The 23,743-nt window shown below is 65.8% G+C and carries 21 protein-coding genes and 1 pseudogene; 15 read left to right on the top strand and 7 right to left on the bottom strand.

Annotated elements, in window-relative coordinates; translation table 11 throughout:
• Positions 1-67: 67 nt before the first annotated feature.
• Both dnaN and dnaA read right to left on the bottom strand, forming a co-directional pair.
• Positions 68-1,210 (bottom strand): DNA polymerase III subunit beta, encoded by a 1,143-nt coding sequence (gene dnaN, locus AAY78_RS08950; RefSeq protein WP_046747969.1) that lies wholly within the window; start codon positions 1,208-1,210, stop codon positions 68-70.
• A 495-nt stretch (positions 1,211-1,705) separates the two neighbouring features.
• Entirely contained in the window at positions 1,706-3,100 is a 1,395-nt protein-coding gene (gene dnaA, locus AAY78_RS08945; RefSeq protein ID WP_046747968.1) for a chromosomal replication initiator protein DnaA, read from the bottom strand.
• Between the two features lie 316 nt (positions 3,101-3,416).
• Here dnaA and rpmH point away from each other — a divergent pair, with 316 nt between their 5' ends.
• The 11 genes and pseudogenes from rpmH (at position 3,417) to AAY78_RS19225 (ending at position 12,547) form a co-directional block, all read left to right on the top strand.
• The gene (gene rpmH / locus AAY78_RS08940) at positions 3,417-3,554 is read left to right on the top strand and encodes a 50S ribosomal protein L34 (protein WP_013584598.1); all 138 of its coding nucleotides are present in this window, start codon (positions 3,417-3,419) and stop codon (positions 3,552-3,554) included.
• A 6-nt stretch (positions 3,555-3,560) separates the two neighbouring features.
• Positions 3,561-3,917 carry a ribonuclease P protein component gene (gene rnpA, locus AAY78_RS08935; protein ID WP_082108634.1) on the top strand — a complete coding sequence of 119 codons (357 nt, stop codon included), beginning with the start codon at positions 3,561-3,563 and terminating at the stop codon, positions 3,915-3,917.
• The gene (yidD, locus tag AAY78_RS08930) at positions 3,914-4,264 is read left to right on the top strand and encodes a membrane protein insertion efficiency factor YidD (protein ID WP_046747966.1); all 351 of its coding nucleotides are present in this window, start codon (positions 3,914-3,916) and stop codon (positions 4,262-4,264) included. Before rnpA ends, yidD begins: the two co-directional genes overlap by 4 nt.
• A gap of 3 nt (positions 4,265-4,267) precedes the next feature.
• Positions 4,268-5,338 carry a membrane protein insertase YidC gene (yidC, locus tag AAY78_RS08925; protein ID WP_046747965.1) on the top strand — a complete coding sequence of 357 codons (1,071 nt, stop codon included), beginning with the start codon at positions 4,268-4,270 and terminating at the stop codon, positions 5,336-5,338.
• Positions 5,335-5,826 carry a Jag family protein gene (locus tag AAY78_RS08920; RefSeq protein WP_046747964.1) on the top strand — a complete coding sequence of 164 codons (492 nt, stop codon included), beginning with the start codon at positions 5,335-5,337 and terminating at the stop codon, positions 5,824-5,826. The genes yidC and AAY78_RS08920 overlap by 4 nt, the downstream gene beginning before the upstream one ends.
• Positions 5,792-6,486, top strand: a pseudogene (rsmG, locus tag AAY78_RS08915) (16S rRNA (guanine(527)-N(7))-methyltransferase RsmG). The gene AAY78_RS08920 and the pseudogene rsmG overlap by 35 nt, the downstream one beginning before the upstream one ends.
• Before the next feature lie 1,828 nt (positions 6,487-8,314).
• Positions 8,315-9,190 carry a ParA family protein gene (locus AAY78_RS08910; protein WP_227751222.1) on the top strand — a complete coding sequence of 292 codons (876 nt, stop codon included), beginning with the start codon at positions 8,315-8,317 and terminating at the stop codon, positions 9,188-9,190.
• A complete protein-coding gene (locus AAY78_RS08905; protein ID WP_082108633.1) occupies positions 9,190-10,161 on the top strand; it encodes a ParB/RepB/Spo0J family partition protein in 972 nt (323 codons plus the stop codon). Before AAY78_RS08910 ends, AAY78_RS08905 begins: the two co-directional genes overlap by 1 nt.
• Positions 10,162-10,221: 60 nt before the next feature.
• Positions 10,222-11,670, top strand: coding sequence for a sugar porter family MFS transporter (locus tag AAY78_RS08900; RefSeq protein ID WP_197077684.1), 1,449 nt, complete (start codon positions 10,222-10,224; stop codon positions 11,668-11,670).
• Between the two features lie 9 nt (positions 11,671-11,679).
• Entirely contained in the window at positions 11,680-12,015 is a 336-nt protein-coding gene (locus tag AAY78_RS08895) for a hypothetical protein (protein WP_046747959.1), read from the top strand.
• 1 nt (position 12,016) lies between these two features.
• A complete protein-coding gene (locus AAY78_RS19225) occupies positions 12,017-12,547 on the top strand; it encodes a GrpB family protein (protein WP_052748710.1) in 531 nt (176 codons plus the stop codon).
• Between the two features lie 85 nt (positions 12,548-12,632).
• Here AAY78_RS19225 and trxA read toward each other — a convergent pair whose 3' ends face one another.
• From trxA to AAY78_RS08870, 4 genes are all read right to left on the bottom strand, one after another.
• The gene (trxA, locus tag AAY78_RS08885; RefSeq protein ID WP_021201395.1) at positions 12,633-12,956 is read right to left on the bottom strand and encodes a thioredoxin; all 324 of its coding nucleotides are present in this window, start codon (positions 12,954-12,956) and stop codon (positions 12,633-12,635) included.
• Positions 12,957-13,021: 65 nt separating this feature from the next.
• Positions 13,022-14,002: a thioredoxin-disulfide reductase gene (trxB, locus tag AAY78_RS08880; RefSeq protein ID WP_046747958.1), complete on the bottom strand. Its 981-nt coding sequence runs from the start codon at positions 14,000-14,002 to the stop codon at positions 13,022-13,024.
• A 119-nt stretch (positions 14,003-14,121) separates the two neighbouring features.
• Positions 14,122-15,738 carry a murein biosynthesis integral membrane protein MurJ gene (murJ, locus tag AAY78_RS08875; RefSeq protein ID WP_046747957.1) on the bottom strand — a complete coding sequence of 539 codons (1,617 nt, stop codon included), beginning with the start codon at positions 15,736-15,738 and terminating at the stop codon, positions 14,122-14,124.
• A complete protein-coding gene (locus AAY78_RS08870) occupies positions 15,731-17,953 on the bottom strand; it encodes a DUF6049 family protein (RefSeq protein ID WP_046747956.1) in 2,223 nt (740 codons plus the stop codon). Before AAY78_RS08870 ends, murJ begins: the two co-directional genes overlap by 8 nt.
• 97 nt (positions 17,954-18,050) lie before the next feature.
• On the opposite strand from AAY78_RS08870, the gene AAY78_RS08865 reads away from it, so the two are divergent.
• The 4 genes from AAY78_RS08865 to AAY78_RS08850 all read left to right on the top strand — a co-directional run bounded on the left by AAY78_RS08865 (position 18,051) and on the right by AAY78_RS08850 (position 21,866).
• Positions 18,051-19,562, top strand: a complete 1,512-nt coding sequence (locus AAY78_RS08865; RefSeq protein ID WP_197077683.1) for a DUF7059 domain-containing protein — start codon at positions 18,051-18,053, stop codon at positions 19,560-19,562.
• A gap of 28 nt (positions 19,563-19,590) precedes the next feature.
• A complete protein-coding gene (locus AAY78_RS08860; protein WP_046747955.1) occupies positions 19,591-20,646 on the top strand; it encodes an LLM class flavin-dependent oxidoreductase in 1,056 nt (351 codons plus the stop codon).
• A gap of 111 nt (positions 20,647-20,757) precedes the next feature.
• On the top strand, positions 20,758-21,408 hold the full coding sequence (locus tag AAY78_RS08855; RefSeq protein WP_046747954.1) for a dihydrofolate reductase family protein: 651 nt from the start codon (positions 20,758-20,760) through the stop codon (positions 21,406-21,408).
• Between the two features lie 35 nt (positions 21,409-21,443).
• Positions 21,444-21,866, top strand: coding sequence for a GNAT family acetyltransferase (locus AAY78_RS08850; RefSeq protein ID WP_046747953.1), 423 nt, complete (start codon positions 21,444-21,446; stop codon positions 21,864-21,866).
• Positions 21,867-21,909: 43 nt separating this feature from the next.
• Here the strand turns inward: AAY78_RS08850 and AAY78_RS08845 are convergent, their stop codons facing one another.
• On the bottom strand, positions 21,910-23,676 hold the full coding sequence (locus AAY78_RS08845; RefSeq protein WP_046747952.1) for an alkaline phosphatase family protein: 1,767 nt from the start codon (positions 23,674-23,676) through the stop codon (positions 21,910-21,912).
• Positions 23,677-23,743 lie beyond the last annotated feature (67 nt).

The following is a 23,743-nucleotide window of genomic DNA, read 5'->3' as shown; positions in this document are numbered from 1 at the left end:
CCTGATTCAGTGTCGGTGAATCTCGGGGATGGGGAGGCGTTAAGCTCCCTGCTCGCGCCGAGCGGGGTCAGCGCAGGAGGAGGTTGGGCTGCAGCAGGTACTTGAACGAGTCGAGGCCGGCCTGATCGACCGAGGTCTGACTCGTGATGAGGACCGGGCTGAGCTTGTTGGCGTTGTCGCTCGATGTGAAGGTGACGCGCACGAACTCGCTCTTCACGGCGCCGAGAGCCTCGATCAGGTACTGCGGATTCAGTCCGAGCGTGACCTCGTCACCGCCGGAGAGGATCGCGTCGACCGACTCGGAAGCGCGCGCGTGGTCTCCGCCGGAGGCGTCCATGGTGACGCTGTCGTTCGAGAACGTGAAACGCAGCGGAGCGGCGCGATCGAGGACGAGCGATACGCGGCGGACCGCTTCGACCAGGTCGGCGGTGTTCACGACCGCGTAGTGGTCCGTCTGCTCGGGGAACAGACGACGCACCGGCGGGAAGTTGCCCTTGATCAGGAGCGAGGTGACGGTCTTGTTTCCTGCAGTGAACGCGATGATCTCGCGGTCGCCGGCTCCGGAGAACGCGACCTGGATCGTTCCGGCGTGTCCGAAGGTCTTCCCGACCTCCAGCAGCGTGCGCGCGGGAACCAGCGCGGTGGCCTCGACCGCTTCACCGTCCCACGGCACGTCGCGGAGCGAGACGCGGTAGCGGTCGGTGGCGACAAGACTCAGGGTCTGACCGGAGACCTCGAGCTGCACACCCGTGAGGACCGGCGTGACGTCATCGCGTGAAGCCGCGAATCCGACCTGCGCGATGGCGGTGCCGAAGTCGTCGGCGGGAACGACTCCCGACGAGCCGGTGACCTCGGGGATGGAGGGGTATTCCTCGACCGGCATGGCTGCGAGGGTGAACCGCGCGGAGCCACAGGTCACCGCGATGCCGCCGTCTTCCTCGACCGCGATCTCGATCGGAGCGTTCGGGAGGCGGCTGGCGATGTCCGAGAGAAGTCGACCGTGGACCAGGATCGTGCCCGGGGTCTCGACCGTGGCCTCGATGGTGGTTCGAGCGGAGGCCTCGTAGTCGAATGCCGAGAGCGTGAGGCCGGAACCGTCCGCCTCGATCAGCACTCCCGCGAGGATCGGCTGTGGGTTGCGCTGCGGCAGGAGCTTGACGACGAACGAGACAGCCTCGCTGAAGACATCGCGGTTGACCTGAAACCTCACGGGTGCTCCCTTGTCGTCGAACTGTGACGCGTTGTCGTCGGCCCTGCCGGTGCAGGGCTTCCCATGCTAGCCCCACAGTCCGGCGTATCCCTACGCCGAGGTTCCCGTCATTCGACGGTCGGCTCTCCACACCGTCTGGTGATCGGATCGCGCCCTGAATGACTTAACTCCTTAACGGTGTTAACAGCTGTGGATACTGTGGATAAGTCGGTGGATAGCAAGAGCGAGTAGGGAACTACACAGTTGTCAGTTGTGGAAACCCTGAGGAATCCGCGGGTTGGCGGGGGTGAGGTGCTCGAAGCCCCTCCCGGAGTTATCCACAGGTTTGGGTGATCGACCCACATTCGTCCCGATCGAATCCACGGTCATCCACAAGTTATCCACATGTGCATAGAGGCATCAATCGAGAGATCAGAACCCCAGTCCGCGTGACAAAAAAGGGGAGGTCCACACCCGATCAGGTGCGGACCTCCCCTTTTTCCGAGACGCGGCGTGTCAGCGCCGTCCCAGCTGGGTCGTGATCTCGGTGACCTGGTTGTAGATGGAGCGACGCTCCTTCATGAGCTCGCTGATCTTCTTGTACGCGTACATGACGGTCGTATGGTCGCGGTTGCCGAACAGCTGCCCGATCTTGGGGAGGGAGAGGTTCGTCCGTTCCCGGCACAGGTACATGGCGATCTGTCGAGCGGTGGCGATCTGCTGCGAGCGGCTGGACCCGTACAGGTCGTCGACGGTGAGCTTGAAGTACTGCGCGGTCGCCGTGATGATGTCGGTCGGCGAGATGATGTTGTCCTCTGCCGTGTCGATGATGTCGCGCAGCACGGTCTGGGCGAGCGCGATGTCGAGAGGCGATCGATTGAGGCTCGCGAACGCGGAGACTCGGATCAGTGCCCCCTCCAGCTCGCGGATGTTGGATGACACCACCGTGGCGATGTACTCGAGCACCTCGTCGGGGATGTGCAGAGACTCGCTCTGGGCCTTCTTGCGGAGGATGGCGATGCGGGTCTCCAGGTCGGGCGCCTGGACGTCGGTGATGAGACCCCACTCGAAGCGGCTGCGCATCCTGTCCTCGAAGCCGGTGAGGAGCTTGGGAGCCACGTCGCTGGTGATGACCACCTGCTTGTTGTGGTCGTGCAGGGTGTTGAACGTGTGGAAGAAGGCTTCCTGGGTCTCGGCCCGCCCCTGCAGGAACTGGATGTCGTCGATGAGGAGGATGTCGACTTCCCGGTATCGCGCCTGGAACGCAGCACCCCGGTTGTTGGCGATGGAGTTGATGAAGTCGTTCGTGAACTCCTCGCTGGAGACGTATCTGACCTTCACCCCCGCGTAGAGGGACTGCGCGTAATCGCCGATGGCGTGGAGGAGGTGGGTCTTGCCCAGTCCGGAGTCGCCGTAGATGAAGAGGGGGTTGTACGCCTTGGCCGGTGCTTCGGCAACCGCGACGGCGGCTGCATGGGCGAAGCGGTTGGATTGTCCGATCACGAAGTTGTCGAAGGTGTACTTCGGGTTGAGGCGCGACTCGTGGCGCATCGGGGTGGGCGCAGGCTCCATGGGGGATTCGCTGCGCGTCTGCTCCTGACGACCGAAGTCGCCGACGGCGATCGGCGCGGTCTGCTGCTCGGCGAGCTCGTGGTTGACCACGACGCGGTAGGAGGTGACCTCCTCGCCGATGTGCGAGAGGGCCTCCATGATCGGGAGACGCAGACGCTTGTTGATCTGCGCGGCCGTGAGATCGTTCGGAACCTCGAGATAGAGCGTGGCCGACATCACTCCGGCCGGAACAGCCAGGCTGAGGAAGCCCTGCAGTTGGGGTGTCACCCGGTCGTCGTCGACCAGAAGCTCCTGCACCGTGGTCCAGATGGGGACATCGGGCTGGGCAGGTGAGGACATGACGCTCCGGACGGGTGATCGAGGCGGGGTCTACGTGCCGTGTCCCCTGTGGATAACTTAGGATGCCACGGTAGTCATCCCGGCTGTGAACGGCAACCTGCCCTTGGAATCACGCGGGCGTGTTGCGTCGACGCGAGGTCCGGAGGTTGTGGATAATGGCTGTGCACCCGGTACCGCGCGACGGCTCCGTGAGAGCCCAGATTTGCTCTGTGCGCCGGTAAGACGTACCCTTACTTGGTTGACTTATGCCATTTTTGGCAGTACCCCATGTCTCCGGTCGAAGTGAACCCGGTGGCAGCATTCCCGGAGTGATTCCATGAGCAAGCGCACCTTCCAGCCCAACAACCGTCGTCGCGCCAAGAAGCATGGCTTCCGCGCCCGCATGCGTACGCGTGCCGGCCGTGGCATCCTCGCCGCCCGCCGCGCGAAGGGCCGCACCGAGCTCTCTGCGTAGTCCGCTGTGCTCGCCCGCCCGTATCGGCTGACTCGCGGGAGCGACTATCGTCTGGTCGTTCGTCGCGGATCCCGTTGTGGCGGGGCGCGTGTCATCACCTCGGTGTTGACCACGGGCGAGAACAGAGCCGCGAGGTTCGGATTCATCATCAGCAAGCAGGTGGGCACCGCAGTGGTGCGCAATTCCGTGCGTCGTCGGCTCAAGGCGGTGTGCGCGGAGGCGCTTCCACGGGTTCCTGAGGGCACGGATGTCGTCATCCGTGCCCTTCCTGCGTCTGCGACCGCCTCTTACGCGGAGCTTCGAGCCGATGTCGATCGGTGCCTCCGCCGCCTGGAGCCGGCGGCTTCCGCGGTGTCGGCATGACCGCCCTTCCGGCGTCGTCCGTCGGGACCGCACATCTGCATGCGCAGGACCTGGTGCGGAGCATTCCGGTGATCCCGCGGAATCTCGTGCTGGGGTTCCTCACCGCCTACCGCAAGGTCATCTCGCCGATGTATGGAGATGTCTGTGCGTACTACCCCAGCTGTTCCGCCTACGCTGTAGGTGCGGTGCAGCAGCACGGCGCAGTGAAGGGGGCGGCGCTCTCCGCATGGCGCATCCTCCGCTGCAACCCCTGGACCACCGGCGGCGTCGATGACGTCCGTCCGCACGAACACTTCCGTTACGACCTGACCGCACACGGTTTCGTCGTCCCTTCCCGAAAGGACTGATCGGTGGGTCTTGACCTTCTGCTCGCCAGCGCGACTCCCAGCCCTCAACCGGCGGGGGGTGGCTTCGATCTGATCGGCACCATCCTGTGGCCGCTCAAGTGGGTGGTCGAGCTGATCCTCGTCGCCTGGCACTGGCTTCTGGCGGCTGTCGGTCTGCCCGCGGCCTCCGGCATCACCTGGGTGCTGTCGATCGTCGGACTCGTGATCGTCGTCCGTGCTGCTCTCATTCCGCTGTTCGTCAAGCAGATCAAGAGCCAGCGCAAGATGATGGAAATCGCTCCTGAACTGCGAAAAGTTCAGGAGAAGTACCGCGGCAAGAAGGATCAGCTCTCTCGTGAGGCCATGAGCCGCGAGACCATGGCGCTGTACAAGAAGCACGGTACGACACCGATGTCGAGCTGTCTGCCGCTTCTGGTGCAGATGCCGATCTTCTTCTCGCTCTACAGCGTGCTGAGCGATGTCAGCAAGCACGCTCGAGACAACATCGGTGGTGTCGGTCTCCTCAGCCCGGAGCTGACGAAGGAGTTCTACGACGCGAAGCTGTTCGGTGTGGCGTCGCTGCACGAGACGCTGGGTAACGCGATCGATGCGCAGAACACGACGGCCATCATCATCCTGGTCACGCTCGTGGTGCTCATGATCGGGTCGCAGTTCTTCACGCAGCTGCAGATCATCTCCAAGAACCTGTCGCCCGAGGCCAAGACCGGCCAGGCGTACCAGATGCAGAAGATCATGCTGTACGTGTTGCCGCTGGGCTTCATCTTCTCGGGTGTCTTCTTCCCGCTCGGAGTCGTCGTGTACTGGTTCATCTCGAACCTCTGGACCATGGGTCAGCAGTTCCTCGTCATCCGCGAGATGCCCACTCCCGGTTCCGAAGCTGCCAAGGCACGCGAGGAGCGTCTTGCACGCAAGGGCAAGGCGATCGATTCCTCCGGCAAGGTCGTTCCGATGGCTGCCTACGAGGCTGAGCAGCAGCGTCTGCTCGAAGAGGCCGAGAAGGCGAAGGCAGAAGCACCGAAGCGTCAGCAGCCGGTCGGCAAGAAGCGTGCGAAGAAGAAGGGGAGCGGTTCATGAGCGAGACCATGACCGACAACACCGAGCCGACTGTGGCCCAGCTCGAGAACGAGGGAGACGTCGCGGCGGACTACCTCGAGGAGCTTCTCGACATCGCGGACATCGACGGTGATCTGAACCTGGATGTGCGGCAGGGTCGGGCATACGTCTCCGTCGAGGCTGAGGGCGATGCGCTGGCGTTGCTCTCCGCTCCGGAGACCGTGCAGGCTCTGCAGGAGCTGACTCGTCTCGCGGTGCAGAGCAAGACCGGTTCCTTCTCACGACTGATCCTCGACATCGCAGGCTCGCGCGACACGCGTCGTCGCCAGCTGGAGACCCTGGTCGACGCCGCGGCCGCCAAACTCGACGAGGGTTCCTCCCAGGCATCTCTGCCCTCGATGTCGAGCTATGAGCGCAAGCTCGTCCATGACATCGCCGCCGACCGGGGCCTGGTCTCCGAGTCCTACGGCGAGGGTGCTGACCGTCACACGGTCCTGCGCCGACGCTGACGTTTCACGTGAAACATCGGTCGAACGGGGACGCTCATGAGTGATCTCGAGCAGGAGCCCTCCTCCGCTGCCGGTCTCTTCGGGGATCGTATCGACGCGGCGCGTGCCTTCACGGCTGCTCTTTCGCGCGAGGGGGAGGAGCGCGGCCTCATCGGCCCCCTCGAGCTCCCGCGTCTGTGGACGAGACATATCCTCAACAGTGCGATCGCCGCTCCGCTGTTCCACGGTTCGGTGGCGGATATCGGTTCGGGGGCCGGCCTACCGGGGCTCGTGCTCGCAATCGCGCGTCCTGATGTGCAGTGGACGCTGATCGAGCCGATGGAACGACGGGTCACCTGGCTCAACGAGCAGGTGGAGGCGCTGGATCTGCCCAACGTCGTGGTGCTGCGAGCTCGCGCGGAGGACGTACGTCCTCCGGAGGGCTTCGATGTGGTCACCGCTCGTGCGGTGAGTGCGCTCCGTACCTTGATTCCGCTGACCGCTCCGCTGGTTCGCGATGGTGGTGAGCTCGCCCTGCTCAAAGGCATGAATGCAGCGAACGAGATCGATGCCGCACAGAAGCAGATCAAGAAGTTCCGCGTCTCGGACGTTCGCGTCGAGGTGCTGGGTGAGGGAGTCATCCCCGAGACGACTCGGGTGATTCGCGCGCGCGTCCGCTAGTCACGTCTTCATCGAAGGGGGATGTTTCACGTGAAACATCCCCCTTCGTGTTCATCGGCAGGGCGTCATCGCTCGGGCATCACCGTCTCCGCGCTTTGGCGCCCGTAATGCCTCGCTCCGCGCGCGACCAACCAGGGCTCTCACGACCTCGACGAGACCGACTGCCCACCTGAAGGCGCGCGCCGCACGCAGCGCGATGTTCGCCGGGAGGGGAAGCCCTATCGCCGCAGCTCCCCAGTTAGGACACCTCACCATCGCCATCGCCATCGGCATCATGTCGCTCGAATGGTTCTGCATCGCTGGGAGAAGCTCGGAATCGTTGTGCACTACGTCTCGTGAGCACCACTAGCCAGGCATCCTCGTGCGCTGCGTCGTGATGGCTCTGGTGCCGTCCGCGTACGCGGTGTTTCACGTGAAACGGGTACGCCAAAGAGGGGGAGTTCCGGGCGCGCGGCGTCCTGGGAGGAGAGTTGTCGACTCGGACATCTGGCGTGTAGCCCCGAGACATCCGTGGCGCGACATTCGAGGCACAACACCCGTGACGTGAAGCCCTGGCATAGACCCGGGGTGTTCGTGTTGCGCTAGCCCCGCATGATGGGGCGGTCCACTGTGAGAGATCGGTGGCTGGGAATCGTCCGGCCTAGGTTCAAGCGAATCCCGACATCGAAGGGTGGCGGCTTCATAATGTTGCTCTTCTACCGTGTTTCACGTGAAACATGCAGATCGCACCGTTGATGAAGCCCTCTGCGTCGAGGAGGGGGCTTGCTCTGCGCGGTAGAGAACAGATCTGTCGCGCGCCCAAGTCCTTGAGACTAGACGGAGTGTCGCAGACAGCCGGCAGTGAGAAGCTCCTGGTTACTGCCCGGCGGATGGCCTACGCCGGCCTCATGGTCTTGCCTCTCGACGGTGTTTCACGTGACACATGCAGACCGGACCACCTATGCCGGCCCCCTGGTCGAGGAGAGTTGGCCGAGTCATCCTCTGTCGCGCGTCCGGTCCCTGACAACAGACGGAGTGTCGCAGGCAGCCGGCGGTGAGAAGCTCCTGGTGGCTGCGCGGCGGATGGCATACGACGGCTTCGTGGTTTCGCCGCTCGAAGGTGTTTCACGTGAAACATGCAGACCAGACCGCCTGTGACGGCCCTTTGGTCGAAGAGAGTGGGCTGAGTCATCCTCTGTGCGGTATAGAACAGATCTCGACGTGCGCCGGAAGCGCCTGAGGATAGACGGAGTGTCGCAGGCACCCGGGGGATAGAAGTTGTTGGTGGCTGAGAGTCGGACGGCGCCCGCCGGCTCTGCCGACACAGGGACGTCTGAAACCACACACGTGGCGCAGCGCAGGGGCGGAGTTCCTCGCCGTGGCCGGCCAGAGACGTGAGAACCACTCCCGTCTGAGTCAGTGGGTGGTGACACTGAAACATGACCGGCGTGGCGGTGCCGAGCGCAGCGAAGCTCGTCACTCTGTCGGCGATACCATCAGGCGGCCCCGGCACACTCCGTCTACTGTTGAGACTCCTGCAAGTGGGGTGCGCTGTACCCGCCAGCACCGGGAGAGGGCAGCCCGGCACGCTAGCTGATGTCATCATCGCCACAGTGCGCACTGTTTCACGTGAAACATCCGCCGTCCGGCGCATGAAGCGGAGCGGGAGAAGCCGGTATCGCGGAGACTGGCCGCGGGAACGAGGACCCCGACGCGCTTCCCTCGAGCTGCGACAGTGCTCTCGTCATCGAACGTCTCTGCTTGCGATTAGAGTGGAACGCGGCCCCGAAAGGAGTGGATGTTTCACGTGAAACCATCCGAGAAGACATCCTCGAGCGAATCGTTCGGGATGGACACGCCGCTTGCGCGGGAACTCGCTGACCTCTCCGCCCGCAGGCGCGCACTCGAAGGGGTCGCCGTGGAGTTCACCGGCGAAACCCGCGTTCTCACGGTGTCGAACCAGAAGGGTGGAGTGGGAAAGACCACCACCGCCGTGAACATCGCTTCCGCACTGGCAGGGATGGGCGGAAAGGTGCTGGTCATCGACCTCGACCCGCAGGGAAACGCATCCACAGCCCTGGGAGTACCCCACAGTGCTGAGGTCTCCAGTGTCTACGACGTGCTGATCGACGAGCTTCCGCTGGCAGACATCGTGCAGCAGAGCCCGGAGGATCCCAACCTCTTCTGCGCACCGAGCACGATCCACCTCGCGGGGGCGGAGATCGAGCTGGTCGCGCAGGTCGCTCGAGAGCATCGTCTTCGTCGCGCGCTCGACGTGTACCTCGCAGAGCACCCGATGGACTTCGTCATCATCGACTGCCCACCCTCCCTGGGCCTGCTCACGATCAATGCCTTCACCGCCGCGACAGAAGTGTTCATCCCCATCCAGTGCGAGTACTACGCACTGGAAGGATTGAGCCAACTGCTCGGCAGCATCCAAATGATCCAGAAGCACCTGAACCCGGTGCTCCACCTCTCGACGATCCTGCTGACGATGTTCGATGGGCGTACCCGTCTAGCACAGCAGGTCGCGGAGGAAGTGCGGACGCATTTCCCCGAGCAGGTGCTGGAGACCGTTATCCCTCGATCCGTGCGGGTATCCGAGGCCCCGAGTTTCGGCCAGACTGTGATCGCCTACGACGCCCAATCCGCCGGCGCGATCGCATACCGTGAGGCCGCTGTTGAGATCGCGTCGCGCAGAGCGACGCAGAGCAAGGAGAAATGATGGCGAAGCGCACTGGACTGGGCCGGGGCATCGGTGCCCTCATCCCCACGGCGGATCAGTCGGAACGTCCCGTCGATGTCTTCTTCCCGGGCGCGAGCCTGCGACAGACGAGCACCGAGGAGGCTCCCGCGGCCGATACCGAGGCGCCGGAGCTCGAGAATGTGCCCGGCATTCATCTGGTCCAGGTCGACCCGAACAGCATCGTCGCGAATCCGCGTCAGCCTCGGACGCACTTCGACCCCGAGGATCTCGCAGAGCTGGTGCACAGCGTCCGAGAGTTCGGGGTGCTGCAGCCCGTCGTGGTTCGTAAGAACGCCGATGGCGAGTACGAGCTCATCATGGGGGAGCGCCGCACGCGTGCTGCGCGCGAGGCCGGCCTCGACGTCATCCCCGCGATCGTCCGTGACACTGCAGACGAGGATCTGCTGCGCGACGCCCTGCTGGAGAACCTCCACCGTTCGGAGCTGAACCCGCTCGAAGAGGCCTCTGCATACCAGCAGCTGCTCGACGACTTCGGAATCACCCAGGAGGAACTGGCCACGCGCATCGGCCGTTCCCGCCCGCAGATCAGCAACACGATTCGACTGCTGAAGCTCCCCGTCCCGGTGCAGCAGCGGGTGGCCGCCGGAGTGCTCACCGCCGGACACGCGCGAGCGATCCTGAGTCTCGAGACACCGGAGTCGATGCAGCGCCTTGCGGACAAGGTCGTGAATGAAGACCTCTCGGTGCGCGCGACGGAGGAAGCGGCGAAGGCACAGCCCCGTGCCGGGTCGTCCGCGAAGCCGACCCCGGGTGCGCGACGCGCGTATCTGGATGAGGTGGCCGGCAAGCTCGGCGACCGTCTCAACACGCGTGTGAAGATCGCATTGGGAGCGCGAAAAGGGCAGGTCACTATCGATTTCGCTTCCATCCAGGATCTCAATCGGATTCTCGAGGAGCTCGGAGAAGGCGGTTACGGCTCGTCGAAGTGAGGTCCCGCCAGCGGCAGCGCTAGCCTAGACTCGCGTCATCGTGACGACGAGGGGGATGTCATGTCGAGAACAGCCGGTCCAGCAGCCATCAAACGCCGCGTGATCGCGGTCAGTATCGCCGCAGCGTTAGGTGGATTCCTCTTCGGATTCGACACGGCTGTGATCAACGGCGCGGTCGACGCGCTCGCGGGCGACGTGTCCGGATTCGACCTCGGTACTGCGCTCAAGGGCTTCGCCGTGTCGTCGGCCCTCATCGGATGTGCCGTGGGCGCCTGGTTCGCCGGCCCCGTCTCCAACAAGTACGGACGCATCCCCGTGATGGTGGTCGCAGCCACCATGTTCTTCATCTCCGCGATCGGATCCGGTCTCGCCTTCAGCGTCGTCGACCTCATCATCTGGCGGGTGATCGGAGGACTGGGGGTCGGTGCCGCCTCCGTGATCGCGCCGGCGTACATCGCCGAGGTGTCACCCGCAGCGATCAGAGGTCGCCTGGGCTCGCTGCAGCAGCTGGCGATCGTCACCGGTATCTTCGCCGCGCTGCTCTCCGATGCGCTGCTCGCAGGCATCGCCGGTGCGGCAGACCAGCCGCTGTGGGGACTCACCGCCTGGCGCTGGATGTTCATGGTCGCCGCGATCCCTGCGCTGGTCTACGGCCTCGTCTCGCTGCGGCTCCCGGAGTCTCCGCGCTATCTGGTGCGCAAGGGCGAGCTGAAACGGGCGGCAGACGTGCTGGAGACCGTCACCGGCACGGTCGATGTCCAGGGCAAGATCGAGGAGATCACCGGCACGATCAACACGGAGCGCTCGGAATCGTTGCGTGATCTGCGTGGCAATCGACTGGGGCTGAAGCCCATCGTCTGGATCGGCATCCTGCTGTCCGTGTTCCAGCAGTTCGTCGGTATCAACGTCATCTTCTACTACTCGACGACGCTCTGGCAGTCGGTGGGCTTCGATGAGTCCAGTGCTCTCCTGACCTCCGTCATCACCTCGGTCACGAACATCGTGGTCACGATCGTGGCGATCCTGCTCGTCGACAAGGTCGGTCGCCGGATCATGCTGCTGGTGGGCTCGGTCGGCATGACCGTGACGCTCGGCCTCATGGCAGTGGCCTTCTCGTTCGGCACGCTCGATGCGCAGGGGACCGCGACGCTCCCCGATCCGTGGGCCACGATCGCCCTGATCTGTGCGAACGGATTCGTGGTGTTCTTCGGTGCGAGCTGGGGGCCGCTGGTCTGGGTTCTGCTCGGCGAGATCTTCCCGAACTCCATCAGAGCCGGAGCCCTCGCGGTGGCCGCAGCGGCACAGTGGGTCGCCAACTTCTTCATCTCCACGACCTTCCCGGCCTTCGCCGAGATCGGCCTCACGTTCGCCTACGGGTTCTACGCGTTCTTCGCGCTCCTGTCGTTCTTCTTCGTGTTCTTCAAGGTGCCGGAGACCAAGGGCAGGGAGCTCGAGGACATGACGGAGAACATGAAGGTGGAGCGCCGGCGGGGTCCGCAGCCGACGTAGGCTGGGAGTATGACCGAGTCCGTACAGCGCCGCGCCAGCCTGGAAGTGCTGCGCGCCGAAGCATCGGACGAACTCGCGGTCCTCATCCAGGAGCGGCTTCTCGGGGGAGAGGATCCGTGGGAGTTCATGGAGGAGCTCCCGAGCGTCGACGAACTCGTCGTCTACCTGCTGCGCGCGGACAACATCAATGCGAACGACGGTGTGCGCCCGAACGCGGCGAGGCACTACCGGGTGCTGCGGCAGATCGCCCTGGAGTACCCGGAGCTGACATCGGCGGTCTGGGGCCTCCTGGACGAGAAGCAGCGCCACCGCCGCTGGGATCCGACCGTCGCCGACGCCTCCTGACGTGGAGGCCGTGCTCGTTCCGCACGACCCGACGTGGTCGGAGACCTTCGCACGTGTCGCGGCGGAACTGCGCAGCCACGGGAATCCGGACTGGCTCGTCGAACACGTCGGATCCACGGCGATCCCCGGGATGAGCGCCAAGCCGATCATCGACGTCGCGGTGCGCATCGCCGACGACGAGGATCTCGATCTGCATCGACCTGGGCTCGAGGCCGCAGGATGGGCGGTCGGGAGCAGTATCCGAAGCCATCGGGTGATGATCATCGAGGAGAACGGTGTACGCACGCGAATCGCCCACTTCTTCGAAGCCGCCGATTGGGATCAGGTGAACCAGCGCATCCTTCGCGACTGGCTGTTGCAGAACCCGGAGGATGCCCGGCTCTACGAGCGGGCGAAGCACGCTGCGGTCGACGCCTCGCGCAGGGGAGACGAGTCGTACAACGCGGGAAAGACCGCGGTGGTTCAGCTCCTCGTCGACCGTGCACGTGCTGCTCGCGGGCTGCCGTCGGTCTCCGTGTACGACAAAGACTGAGCAGAGCGGTTCGCGGGACGACTCGGGGCGGATACGAGAAAGGGCCACACCTCCCCGGGAGGTGCGGCCCTTTCTCTCTGGGGACTCAGCCGATGAACGCGGCCAGGTCCTTTTCCAGCGCGAACTTGGGCTTCGCGCCGATGATGGTCGTCTTGACCTCACCGCCGTGGAAGACCTTCATCGCCGGGATCGACGTGATCTGGTACTTCATCGCCAGCTCGGGGTTCTCGTCGACGTTGAGCTTGAGGATGGTGATCTTGTCGGGGTTGTCCGCCTGGATCTCGTCCAGGACCGGCGCGACCATACGACACGGACCGCACCACTCAGCCCAGAAGTCCACCAGCACGGGACCGTCGGCCTGCAGAACGTCCTGCTCCCAGGTCGCCTGGCTCGTAGCCTTTGCACTCATCAGAGTTCTCCTTGATTCGAGGTTCGCCTGCTACAACAGCGGGCGAGGGAAAAGTGTTCCCGCCCCTACGCGGTGGCGGTGAGGATCTCCGCGGCCTCGGCGGCCGGAACCTCCACGGAGGGGTCTTCGAGGTCGGCCAGGAAGTGCTCCGCGTCGAGAGCGGCGACCGTGCCGGAGCCGGCCGCCGTGATGGCCTGACGGTACGTGGGGTCGATCACGTCACCGGCAGCGAAGACTCCCGGAACCGACGTCTTCGACGAGCGGCCGTCGACCCAGATGGTGCCCTCCGGGGTCAGTTCGAGCTTGTCGTGCACGAGGTGCGTGCGCGGGTCGTTGCCGATCGCGATGAAGAGCCCGTCGAGCGGGAGATCGCTGAGCGTGCCGTCGACCGTGGAACGCAGCTGCACACCGGTCACGGAGTCGCCTCCGAGGACCTCGGCGACCTCGCTGTTCCACACGAACTCGATCTTCTCGTTCGCGAAGGCACGCTCCTGCATGATCTTCGAGGCCCGCAGGGTGTCCTTGCGGTGGATCACGTAGACCTTGTCGGCGAAGCGGGTGAGGAACGTGGCCTCTTCCATGGCGGAGTCGCCACCGCCGACGACGGCGATCGTCTTCTCGCGGAAGAAGAATCCGTCGCACGTGGCACACCAGGAGACGCCGTAGCCCGAGAGGCGCTCTTCGCCCGCGATGTCGAGCTTGCGGTACGCCGAGCCGGTCGCGTAGATGAGGGACTGCGTCTCGTGTTCCGCACCGCTGCCGAGGATGACCTTCTTGACGGGCCCCTCGAGCTGGAGTTCGGTGACATCGTCGTAGACGACCTCGGTGCCGAACTTCTCCGCCTGCTCCTGGAACTTGGCCATGAGCTCAGGTCCCTGGATCCCTTCGGGGAAGCCGGGGTAGTTCTCGACCTCGGTGGTGTTCATCAGCTCTCCGCCGACCTCGACGGAGCTCGCGATGAGCAGCGGCTTGAGGTTCGCCCTGGCCGCGTAGATGGCAGCCGTGAATCCGGCGGGGCCGGAGCCGATGATGATGACCTGACGCATGTGATCTCCGTCTTAGAAACTGCAGTCGAATGACCTTCGAATGCTTCAACCCATGGTAACCGCGAGGCATTCCCTGCGCAGGGTGGGGCGCAGGCCGCGGAGCGGGGTGGGTGGGTGGATCAGCGCCCGGGGAGGAACCGGCGGACGAGAGCAGTGCCGGCCTTGAGCTCGGGGGCGCGCATCACGGCGAGGATCGCGACATAGACGACCACCACGACGAGGCCGATGATCGCGGTACCTACGGCACCCTGGATCTTGTCGACCATCATCCATCCTGAGGTACCGCCGAGCAGGACGAATGCTCCCCAGCCGGCCAGCCCCGCCGGGATGCCGGCGATCGCGAACCGGCCGATGGCCGACATCCAGGAAGCCACCTGCAGGCCACCGATCTTTCGATGCAGCAACCAGGTGGCGAGGATCGTCTGCAGGATGCTCGCGATCGACTGTCCGAGCGCGACCGCAGCGGCGAGCGACGTCAGAGGGATGATCCCCGCCTCCCGCATGCCGAGGGCGACGAGAGCGGTGACGACGATGAGGACGCACTGGATGATCGTGAACCAGAACGGGGTACGGGTGTCGTCGTAGGCGTAGAAGGTTCGCTGCACGATGAAGAGGATCGTGAGGGGGATGAGTCCGACGAGGTAGGCGATGAGCACCAGAGCAGCCGCCTGAGCGTCGTCGGCGGAGTCGGTGAATACACGGGATGCGGGGATGGCGGCAGCGGCGACGGCGGCGGCTGCTGCCACGATGAAGAACAACAGGGTTCGAATGCTTCGTGCGATGTCGGCCCGGACCTCATCGTCGCGTCCGGCGGCGGCGTGACCGCTGATCTGGGTGAAGTACGGAGTCCCGATCGAGAGCACGATCACCGAGTACGGCAGCATGAAGATCAGCCAGGCGTTCGCTGTCACCGTGGCGGACGCGCCGAGACCGGCCACCTCACTGACGATGTACCCCTGAAGAACCCCGGCGGAGAGGCTCGCGAAGGCCATGAGGAACGTCCAGCCCGCCAGGCGACCGACGTTGCCGAGCCCCACCCCCCGCCAGTGGAAGTCGGGTTTCAGTGCGAGGCCGGTGCGACGCCAGAAGACGAGGAGGACGACCGCCTGGAGCGCGATGCCGAGGGTGGCAGTGGCACCGAGCAGCGTGATCATCTCCGGCGTCCAGTCGGAGGCCTTCGTGGACACGGGACCGAACAGTGCTCCGAGCGCGAGGAAGCCTGCGATGGACACGATGTTGTTGACGACAGGAGCCCAGGTGAACGGGCCGAAGATCTTTCGTGCGTTGAGTGCCTCGCCCAACATGGCGTAGAGGCCGTAGAGGAGGATCTGCGGCAGGCACCAGTAGGCGAGTGCCGTGGCGAGGGCGAGAGTGGACTCGTTCGCCTTGCCGGCGACCAGATGCACCAGCCATGGAGCTGCTGCCGTCGCGAGTCCCGTCACCACGACCAGAACGACCGTGCCCAGGGTGAACAACTTGGAGATGAAGGCGTTGCCGCCGTCGGCGTCCGCCGTCGCCTTGACGATCTGCGGGACGATCACGGCCGTGAGGATCCCCACGGAGATCAGGGAGAACACGCTGTTCGGAAGCTGGTTCGCGTAGGTGAACGCGTCGGCCGCTTCGGATGCGACAGATCCGAGCACACCGACGAGGACGATGCTGCGCAGGAGCCCGGTGACGCGTGAGACGAGGGTGCCGGCGCCGATGATGGCGCTCGCCCGGCCGAGGCTACTCATTCGTATCCGGGGTCGAGGACGTGTCGTGGGCCGATGACGTGCCGTTGCTCGGTGTCCCATCCGGTCGGGCGTTCACGGCGTCCTCTTCCAATGACTCGATCTCCGCTTCCACGGCTGCCTCTTCGGCGGCCTCTCGGCGCTTGCGGCGGACGGTGCGGATCACGCCGAGCGCGATGAGGAGTGCGGCGAGACCCCCGAAGACGACGAGGCCGATGGTCTCCCACTCCGCCCGCACAGCCACCCGGATCTTCTGCTGATCCTGGATCTGCACGCCGGTGGGGCTGTAGAGGCTGAGGCGCAGGTCGACCTCGCCGCTGCCGACCCGTGCGGACACCGGGACCTTGACGCGCTTCGTGGAGTTCGCCTCGACGACCGTCTCCGTCATCGGCTTCACCTCGAGCCGAGGGTCGGTGGGGGAGACGAACAATTGCACCGTCACCGGCCACGGCAGATCGTTGCGCACAGCGATCGGCAGATCAGCGTTGGCGGTGAGCAGTTGGATCGTGCTCGACGGGGGGATGCTCACGGCGGCGAGCGTCTCCGAGGTGCGCTTCTGGTGCTCCTCGACCTTCTTCGCGAAAGCCTTCGCCGACGATCCGACGGACAGCGTCCGGAGGATCCTGATGCGTTCAGGGCTCAGCAGCACCTGCGGGTCAGCGAGGATCGACGAGAAGGCGGTGAGCGTTCCCTCGTCGGCCAGGAGGGTCGTCACCGCTGCCGCACGCGCGGGATCGGCTTCCGATGTGAGCGCGGCCGATGCGGGCGGGGTGGCGCGCAGTGCCGAGAGTTCGAATCCGATCGAATCGGCCGTCGAGATCGCGTCGCGCAGCGCGTCCGCATTGCGGTTCTCGTCGCGGTCGAGCCCGATCAGCAACGGGGCACCCGCGACGCGGCTCTCAGCCAGTGTCAGGAGCGCGGCGGCTTCGGCCAGGAGCCGTTGACGATCGACGGAGTCGGCCTCCGCGGCGACCTGGGAAAGAGTCTGCGACAGGCCGCTGTCGGTGACCAGGAGGTCGTGCCCGCCGGCGGTGGCGTGCGCGGCGCTCTGTCCGCCCAGCGCTGCGGAGGAGACGATGGTGCTCGTCCCCTCACCCAGGTAGCTCGCGAAGGTGTCGAGATCCTCTTCTCGCAGCTCGTCGTCCGGCCACAGGATCTGAGGGAGCGCGCCATCGATCGCCGTGAGCTCCGCGTCGTCGGGCAGCTGAGGAGTGCCGGTCGGGCTGGGCGTCGGGCCTGGTGTCGCGGTCGAGTCCGTCGGCGGCGACGACGTGGCAGGCGTCTGCGGAAAGTCGGCGGGGTTCAGGAACGTCGCCAACGTCGTCGGCTGCAGCAGCGCGGGTAGACCCGCCTGCGCTTGCGCCGTCGCATCCGCATCGCCGAACTGCAGTGCGAACCGCGTGTTCGGCAGAGCTTCGAGTCGGTCGAGCCACTCCCGCGCGGTCTCCGGAGCCGCGGAACCGAGAGCGCGGATCGCGGCGAGAATGGCGGGATCGATGGCGAGCACCGCAGTGGTGCCGGCCACACCGTCGAGCTGAGTGGTCAGGGCCCCCTCGGGTCCGGTGAGAGTACTGAGTTCCTCCGCGCTCAACAGCACGCCGTTGTCGGGAGTCGCCGTGAGCGGGACCATCACGCCGACCTGAGCGGTCTGGGAATCGGCGACGACGAGCACGCTGGTCGCCGTGGCCTCGACCGTCGCCGTACGATCCTCAGGTGTGTTCACCGTCTTGGCACCCGTGAGCTCCGCCCGCAGCGGGTAGACACCGGGGGCGAGGGCGCCGAGGGTCTCGGCAGGGACGAAGACCGTGGTCATGCCGGAGGCACCGGCATCGAGCGCGGCCGTCGTGTCTGAGCCGATCGTGTCGAAATCGCCCGGTGCCTCGCCCTCATCGAGCCAGTTCGTGACGGAGGCTTCGTCTGTCAGGGGAGTCCTGCTGAGCTCCACCTGCACCTGACCGCTCGACAGCTTCGATTCCGTCTCGTTCTGCACCGTGAGCATCGCCGTGGTGGAGGAGCCGGGGGCGACGAGGCCGCGCAGACCTGCGGAGACATGGAAGGCGACGCTCGCTTCCTCGTCTGAAGCGGACCCGCCGGCGGCGACGGCCGTGCTCGGTGCGACGGCCGCGCAGGCGCCCAGCACGATAGCGAGGACGGCGGTCCTGCCTGCGAGTCTTCGCAGGCGCGCACGGAGGCCGTGCTCGGGGGTGATGGCGGTCATGAGGGTCTTCCTCGAACGCCCGGAACGGGGCTGCTCGTGAGTACTGACCTCCTGATTCTAGGAGGCACAGGGAAGGAGAACCCTGAAGACGCGTAGAGTGACGGCCGTGTCCGACACCCCCACACCTCACCCAGACCCTCTTCGCACCTCCGCGCTGGCCGCTGATCTCGATGCCGCCGACTTCCGGTCCGCACCTCTCCGTCGCCTGTGGGGCGAGGAGGCGGACGACGCCCTCGCCAGGGGGATGCGCGAGCCGATCCTGCGGGCCATCGCCGAGGACTCCGGAGTTCTGGCCACCCTCGGCCGTCTGCTGGTGCTCGGCATGAGTCAGCCGCGTGCGGCGGTCGCTGCCGCGCTGCCGAAACTCGGCGTGGAGGGACTCCAGGCGCTCGGACTCGCCACCGCGGATGCCGAGACGGTGACCCCGACGGCCCTGTTGCGTCCGCAGTCCTTCGTGGATGCCGAGGGTGTCGGCGAGTGGTGGATCGCCAGCGACCTCGACGAGGTCGCCCTCGACGGCCCTCTCCCCGCCGATCATGTGCTCGGCGTCGGCGGAGCCTCGCGCACCCTCGCCGAGACGATCGTGCCCATCCAGGTCGATCGCGCTCTCGACCTCGGCACCGGGTGCGGGATCCAGGCGCTCCTCGTCGCCCGTCGTGCCGGCACGGTGGTCGCAACCGACATCTCGGTCAGGGCACTGGCGTTCGCCGAGCTCAACGCGCGGGTCAACGGGGTGACCAACATCGAGTTCCGTCACGGCAGCATGTTCGACCCCGTCGCGGGCGAAGCGTTCGATCTGATCGTCTCCAATCCGCCGTTCGTCATCACACCGCGGGTGGAGGGCGTTCCCGCGTATGAGTACCGCGACGGCGGACTGGTGGGCGATGCCCTCGTCGAGCAGTTCGTGCGGAGCGCTCCGGCGCATCTGACGCGGAACGGAATCGCGCAGCTGCTCGGCAACTGGGAGTCGCGGGCAGGGGTCACCGGTCTCGCCCGTCTGGAGGCCTGGGTGCCGAGCGAGCTCGACCTCTGGGTCGTCGAACGGGAGGAGCTGTCGCCGTTGGGGTATGCCGAGCTGTGGATCCGCGACGGGGGCACCACCCCGCGTGACCCGGCATTCACTCCGTTGCTGACCGCCTGGCTCGATGATTTCGCCGCCCGCGGCGTGACCTCGATCGGCTTCGGCTACGTGCTGATGCGTCGAGGTCTGTCGTCCCCTCCACTCCGGCGCACGGAGCGGATCTCCCAGCAGGTGTCGAACGTCGGTGCCGCGCTCGGAACCGGGCTTGCCGCGCATGACGCGCTCGCCGAGGGGATCCCCTCGACACTGCTGACGGCGCCCGATGTCACCGAGGCCCGCCACCTGCTGCCGGGCAACGACGACCCCAGCGTCATCGAACTGCGACAGGGTGGCGGTTTCGCGCGCACCGTGAACGTGGACCCTGCGCTCGCCGGGTTCGTCGGGGCCTGCGACGGCGACCTCACCGTGGTGCAGATCGTCTCGGCCCTGGCCGACCTCTTCGAGGTTCCCCTCGCAGACCTGTGGGCCGAACTCGAGCCCCGCATCAGATCGCTCGTGCTGGACGGCATCCTCGTACCGGGGGAATAGCTGAGGGATACATGCGTTGGAATAGATCATGAAGGCTTTCGGATTCCTCTCCTTCGGGCACTATGCAGACGTGCCCGGCTCAGCTACCCGCACCGCGGGCGACATGCTGAAGCAGACCATCGAGATCGCCGAGGGCGCAGACGAGATCGGTGTGAACGGCGCCTACGTGCGCGTGCACCACTGGGCGCGTCAGGCCGCCTCGCCGATGCCCCTGCTGAGCGCCATGGCCGCGCGCACGAAGCGCATCGAGGTCGGGACGGGCGTGATCGACATGCGCTACGAGAACCCGTTCCAGTTCGCCGAGGAGGCCGCCGCCCTCGACCTGATCTCCGACGGCCGCATCGCCCTGGGCGTGAGCCGCGGTTCACCCGAGACGGCTCTGCGCGGCTATGAGACCTTCGGATACGTCGACGAGGAGGACACCGAGCGGGGCAGCGTGATCGCTCGGGAGAAGTTCGACCTGTTCCTCCGTGCGATCGACGGCGAAGGTATCGCCCCCGGAGATCCCCGCATGGTGGGTGCCGGCCGCTACCTCGCGATCGAGCCGCAATCCCCGACCCTGCGCGACCACATCTGGTGGGGATCAGGTTCACGCCCGACGGCGATCGAGACCGGCCGCAAGGGACTCAACATGATGAGCTCGACCCTGGTGACCGAGGCCACAGGGCAGCCTTTCCACGAGTTGCAGCGCGAGCAGATCGACCTCTTCCGCTCGGCCTACAAGGAAGCAGGGCACACGGGCACGCCGCGCGTCTCCGTCAGCCGCAGCGTGTTCCCTCTGGTGTCCGACATGGACCGCGCCTACTTCGGACTTCGCAGCGAGGAGAACGCCGATCAGATCGGCATCATCGACGGATTCCGTTCCACGTTCGGCAAGACCTACGCGGCAGAACCCGACGTGCTGATCGAGCAGCTCCGACAGGACGAGGCGGTGATGGCGGCCGACACGCTGATGCTGACCATCCCGAACCAGCTCGGGCCCGAGTACAACCTGCACGTGCTGGAGTCGTTCGCGAAGCATGTGGCTCCGGCGCTCGGGTGGAAGCCGAACACGGAGGGTCCCGTCCAGGGCGATCCGGTCTGAGCGGGATCGCCGCTCTTGACACGACTTGCTTGACAAGGAGCGCTGGAGCACTGACGCTGGGGAGGCTGCGCCGATCGACGCAGGCTCCCTTCATGCCTTCGGAGGCAGACCATGACCCGTGTTCGCGTCGATCTCAACATCTCGCTCGACGGTTTCGCCACGACGACCGACCAGACCCCGGAGAACCCCTTCGGCGAGGACTGGGGTCGGTTGACGGCGGCATACACGGCCACGCGCACGTTCCACGAGCGTGTCTTCCTCGACACCAGCGGGGCGGGAACGACAGGCGTCGACGAGAAGTACGCCGCGCACTACTTCGAGAACATCGGCGCCGAGATCATGGGCGCCGGGATGTTCGGGCTCCACGCCAACCCGCACGACCCGGACTGGCGCGGCTGGTGGGGCGAGGAGCCGCCGTTCCACGCCCCGGTGTTCGTGCTGACCCACACCCCGCGGCCTTCGATCGAGTTCGCCAACGGCACGAGCTTCCACTTCCTCTCTGCTTCTCCCGAGGAGGCGCTGCAGAAAGCGGTCGAGGCGGCCGCCGGAGCGGACGTGCGGATCGGTGGAGGACCCACGACCGTGCGCGAGTATCTGCGCGCGGGGCTGGTCGACGACCTGCATGTCGGCATCACCCCGATCCTCATCGGCAGCGGGATCCGACTCTGGGACGACCTGCGCGGACTCGAGTCCGGTTACCGCGTCACCTCGGAGGTCGCGGAGTCGGGCGTCACGCACATCACCTTCTCCCGCGAGGATTGACGCCCGCGGCAGGGCGGATCTGGGAGGCTGGACCGGTGCGCATCCGACCCTTCCACCCTGAAGACACCGATGCCGTCGTCGCCCTGTGGGAGGCGGCGGGGCTCACGCGGCCGTGGAACGATCCTCGGAAGGACATCGCCCGGAAGCTGACGGTGCAGCCCGAGCTGTTCGTCGTGGCGGAGGACGAGACGGGGCGCATCCTCGGCTCGGTCATGGCGGGCTACGACGGGCATCGAGGGTGGATGAACTACCTCGCCACGCAGCTCGACGCGCGCGGACTCGGAGTGGGCAGGGAGCTCGTGGCCCACGTGGAGGCCCGTCTGCGAGAACTGGGGTGCCCGAAGGTGAACCTGCAGGTGCGTTCCGGCAACGCGCAGGTGGTCGACTTCTACCGCAGGCTCGGCTACGAGATCGATGACACCGTCGACCTGGGCAAGAGGCTCATCGCCGACGTATAGCTCTGACGTATAGCTCTGACGCATAGCTCCGACGGGTGGTGCGTCAGCTGCCCTCGGGCGGTCCGAACAGCTCTTCGCCGTGCTCGTGGAGGAGCTTGTAGGCGTCGGCGAAGGTCTCCGGTTCCGGCTCACCAGGTTTCCCGTAGCGCGCGAGGAGCAGGCCGAGCAGTCCGCGTGCGGGCGGAGTGAGCGGCTTCAGCTGATCCTTCTCACCGGGCTGGGGTGCCGTGTCCTCCGGATTCGGAGGCGTGTAGGCGGGCGTGGTCACCGGCCAGTCGGACGGGTGCCGGGGTTTGTCGAGATTCACCACGTTCAGGAGCGTGTTCGCCGACGCGTCGCGGTCGTTGAGCGGCTTGAGTCCGTGCAGGCGCGAGAGGGTGGCGGTCACCGAGCCGTGATGCATCTCGTCGTGGATGATGCTGCCGCGCTTCGTGTAGGCCGACACGGCGATGGCCGGGACACGGCAGCCCAGTCGATCGAACGTGAACCCCATCTCGCCCGGTCCGGTATCGGGGGTGGGCTTCGTCACCGCGGGCGGCGGCACGTGGTCGTAGCAGCCGCCGTGCTCGTCGAACGTGATCAGCAGCAGCGTGTTGACGGCGTTCGACCCCTTCGGGGAGGCACTCGTGCGCACCGCCTCGTAGATGTCGTGGATGAGCCTGTCGCCCGCCCGCACATCCGAGATCGCGCTGTCGAACACGGGCTCGCCGTCGACCTCGCTCTCACGCGGCGACCCGAAGGGCGGATGGAAGTCGTTGTGGTCGTAGACCATCCGCGGCTCGATGAAGGCGTAGGCGGGGAGGGTGCCGGCCTTCGCCTCGGCGTAGAAGTCCTCCATCGTGCCGAAATGGTCGGTACGCCAGTACTTCTCCAGCACCGCCGCATGCAGCATGCCGGTGAAGGAGACGAGCTGGAGCTTGTCGATGTAGATCTTCCAGCTCACCTTCTCGTCCTCGAGCCGGTTGAACACCGTCGGCGCGGCCGGTGCATCCAGCCACTTCCGGTAGCCGCCGCCGGCCTGATTGGTCACGAAGCCATGAGACGTGGAGGCGTGGAAGAACGAGCGGTTGCAGAACGTCTGAGATGGGACGCCGGCGTACCAATGGTCGAACACCGCGAACTCCGCGGCGAGCGTGGACAGGACCGGCAGCATCTCGGGCGAGAACGAGCCCATGATGTGCGCCGCCTCTTCGGGCTTCGGGTCGACGCCCTTGCGTAGTCGCCGGAAGTTGATGATGTAGTCCTCGAGAAACCCCGACATCGTCGCCTTCTCGCCGTGGGTTGGGGCGTTGAAGGGGGCGGTCATCTCGTCGACGAAGAGGTCGGCGTTGGTCTTCGGGTCGACCGTGCCGAAGATCTGCGTGTTGACGTGCGGATACTCCTCGCCCGGATCCGGGTCGGGGAGGCTCATGATCCGGTCGGTGTCACCGGTGTACACGTGTGCATCGACGACCGTGCCATCGGACGAGGTGTTGCTGTACGAGCCGAAGTCGAGCCCCTCGAACGTCTCACCCTGCGGCAGGGTCTGCTTCCAGTAGAGGTAGCCGAGCAGGTTGTCGAACGAGCGGTTCTCGCCCATCACGACCACGAGATGGTCGAACCCCGGCTCGCTGCGCGGAGTGAGGGCGGCGAAGGGGTCGGCGTCGGCCGCGAAGCCGTCACGTGCATTGCCGGCGATCGACGCGCCGATCGCTGCCCCACCCGCGCCGCCGACGACCGCGCCCGCGAGAGCGGCTCCGCCGACCTTGAAGAATCCCCGGCGGGAGGCATCGCGGGGAGCATCGGGGGAGGGGGACTCTTCTTCGGCCATGTCGCGATCCTACGACCGCGGGACGGTTGCCGTAGGGAGGACTAGGTGTGATGTCCAGGGACGTTGT

The organism is Microbacterium sp. Ag1, from assembly GCF_001005635.1.
GTDB lineage: Bacteria > Actinomycetota > Actinomycetes > Actinomycetales > Microbacteriaceae > Microbacterium > Microbacterium oxydans.
This window is presented reverse-complemented; position numbering and strand designations above follow the sequence as displayed.